At 61.4% G+C, this 2724-nt stretch carries 2 protein-coding genes, 2 tRNA genes and 1 pseudogene; all 5 read right to left on the bottom strand.

The features are described 5' to 3' along the window. Nucleotides 1-288 (bottom strand): annotated as a pseudogene (locus ABHR75_RS02845) (ATP-dependent DNA helicase RecG); the annotation flags it as partial. A 10-nt stretch (nucleotides 289-298) separates the two neighbouring features. Beyond that, nucleotides 299-1960 (bottom strand): DAK2 domain-containing protein, encoded by a 1662-nt coding sequence (locus ABHR75_RS02840; protein WP_346963562.1) that lies wholly within the window; start codon nucleotides 1958-1960, stop codon nucleotides 299-301. Nucleotides 1961-1987: 27 nt separating this feature from the next. Beyond that, nucleotides 1988-2344: an Asp23/Gls24 family envelope stress response protein gene (locus ABHR75_RS02835; RefSeq protein ID WP_022093773.1), complete on the bottom strand. Its 357-nt coding sequence runs from the start codon at nucleotides 2342-2344 to the stop codon at nucleotides 1988-1990. Nucleotides 2345-2538: 194 nt separating this feature from the next. After that, nucleotides 2539-2613 (bottom strand) — tRNA-Asn (locus ABHR75_RS02830). A gap of 34 nt (nucleotides 2614-2647) precedes the next feature. Further along, nucleotides 2648-2722: transfer RNA gene (locus ABHR75_RS02825), tRNA-Asn, on the bottom strand. Nucleotides 2723-2724: the final 2 nt, after the last annotated feature.

Raw genomic sequence — 2724 nt, 5'->3', positions numbered from 1 at the left:
GGTCACCTGCATACGCGGGCGAGGCTGCTTTTGGACGATACGGTCGACCGTGGCGATGATGGTGCACACGGTACCGATGGGCGCCATCTCGATAGACCACGAACGGGTAAAGTCGAGGTATCGATGAGGAATATGGAGAAGGAGGTCCCCCACCGTCCGAATTCCCAGACGGCGAAGGGCCTCCTCACGTTTACCCGAAACATATTTGAGTCGCGCGATATCCTCGTCGAGCGCATTGCTCTGGGCAAAGCGCTCCGAGACGCGCGGCACGGAGCACAGCTCGGACATAGGCAGTTGCCTACTCGATCGAGAAGATCACGGGATAGAGCGGCTGCTCGCCACGATGGGCGTCAATCTCCAGATCGGGCTGAGCCTCCTCGATAGCGTCGACGATCTCCTGGAAGGCCTCATCGGACAGCTCCTCGCCGGCCAGAATCGTCAGCGCGTCGCCCTCCTCTTCCTCCTGCATGCGGTTGATGCAATCGAGCGTGACCTGCTTCACGTCGGAGCCGACCACGTCGATGGAGCCGGCGATGATACCCATAACGTCACCAGAGTGAATCGGAGAGCCGTCGGAGGCGCTGGAATCGCGCACGGCGCGGGTGACCTCGCCATCGCGGACCTCGCTGATGGCGTCGACCATGGCGGCGACGGCGTCCTCGAGCTCGGAATCGGGCAGGGCCGCGAACAGCGCGGAGAAGGCCTGCGGGACAGTCTTGGTGGGAACGACGGCGACCTTCTTGTCGGTGCAGGCAGAAGCGGCGGCCTCGGCAGCCATGCGGATGTTGCCGTTATTGGGCAGGATAATGACCGAGGTCGCGTTGACCTGGTCCACCGCGCCCAGCAGGTCGGCGGTCGAGGGGTTCATGGTCTGGCCACCCGAGACGATCACGTCAACGCCGAGGGACTTGAGGATGTCGGCCTCGCCCGAACCAGCGGCAACGGCGACAAAGCCCAACGCCTTGGCGGGCTCGGCGGCCTTCTCCTGGTCCTCATGAATCTTGGCGGTACGGTCGTGGGCCTCCATCTCCATGTTGTGAATAAAGACCTCGTAGATCTGACCGAGCTGCAGCATGTGCTCGAGCACCAGGTTGGGGGTGTTGGAGTGCACGTGGATCTTGTAGTCGGGGTAGGCACCCACGAGCAGCTCGCAGTCGCCCATGGAGCCCAGGAACTTAAGGCACTCGTCCTCGTCAAACGGGGCGTCGGCCTTAAAGAGAAACTCGTTGCAGTAGCGGAACTCCGAGCCCTCCCAGTCGTCGTTGGCCTCGATCTCAACGCGACCAAGGGCCGCGTCGCGGGCAGAGCCGGCAGAATCAAACGTGGCGGAGAAATCCTCGACAACGGTGCTGCGGCCAAGCGCGGCGGCAACAAAGTTCTCCAGGAAGATGGCAAAGCCAAAGGCGCCGGAGTCGACCACGCCGTTCTCCTTCAGAACGGGCAGCAGGTCGGGCGTGCGAGCGACGGACTGGTAGGCCTCGACGACGATGGCGTCGAGCGCGTCCTCGGCCGAGAACTTCTTCTTTTCGCACTCGTCGGCCTTGGTCGAGACATCGCGCAGCACCGTGAGGATCGTGCCCTCGATGGGCTTGCGGACGGCCTGGAAGGCGACCTTGACGGCGCGACGGAAGGCGAAGGCGATGTTGGCGGACGTGATAGGCTCATCGGCAGAAACGAGACCCTCGGCCACGCCACGCAGGATCTGCGAGGTGATGACGCCGGAGTTGCCGCGGGCACCCATCAGGGAGCCGTGGGTGATGGCGCCGGCAATGGCCTCCATATCGGCATCGGCGGGAAGGGCGGAAAGCTCCTTGGTCACCGAGGCGAGCGTGAGCGACATGTTGGTGCCGGTGTCGCCGTCGGGTACGGGGAAGACGTTGAGCTTGTTGATCTCCTCGGCCTTGTCGGAAACGGCAGCCGCAGCGATCGGAAAACAGGTGCGAATGGTCTTTGCAATCATGGGTATTTGAATCTCCGTTTTCGGATGCTAGTTCAGACGGCTCTTGAGCGCGTCGATGTGGATGCCGATCTTAAGGCTGGCGGGATCGATCTGGGCGATTTCCTGCAGGGTGAAGGCAACGGAGCTCGAAAGATTGTGGCAGACGGACTTCATGTTGACGCCGTTCTCGAGCACGACGTGAAGATCGACCGTAAGGCCGTTCTCGTCGGCGGAGACAAGCACGCCCTTGCGGAGGCGCTGACCGGCAAGCAGGCGCACGCTCTCGGCGCCCTGGAGCTGTTCGGCCATACCGACGACGCCATAGCACGTCATCGCGGCATAACCGGCAATATCGGCAATAACGTCGTTCGAGACGCTCAGGCTGCCGTTAATGGTCTCAGACACAAGAATCTCCTTATCTGGTGCTCACGGCACCATCTCGTGGGAGCAATCATTGCATTATTCTACAACGAGCGCGCCATGTTGAGGTGGTGGGTCACGGGATTACATCCTCGACACGAAATGTTGATACGGTAACGTTCGCGCCAGGCGATCGCGGCATGAAAAAACCCGCCGCATAAGCGACGGGTTTTACAACCTGGCTCCCCGGGTAGGACTCGAACCTACAACAGCGCGGTTAACAGCCGCGTGCTCTACCATTGAGCTACCGAGGAATTTAAAAGCCCAGCGAAATGGGCTGAGAAATTCTGGCTCCCCGGGTAGGACTCGAACCTACAACAGCGCGGTTAACAGCCGCGTGCTCTACCATTGAGCTACCGAGGAAC

This window comes from Collinsella aerofaciens (genome assembly GCF_039752955.1).
GTDB classification, from domain to species: Bacteria; Actinomycetota; Coriobacteriia; order Coriobacteriales; family Coriobacteriaceae; genus Collinsella; species Collinsella aerofaciens_BI.
Note: the sequence above shows the minus strand (reverse complement) of the source record. Positions and strands in the feature narration are given on the sequence as shown.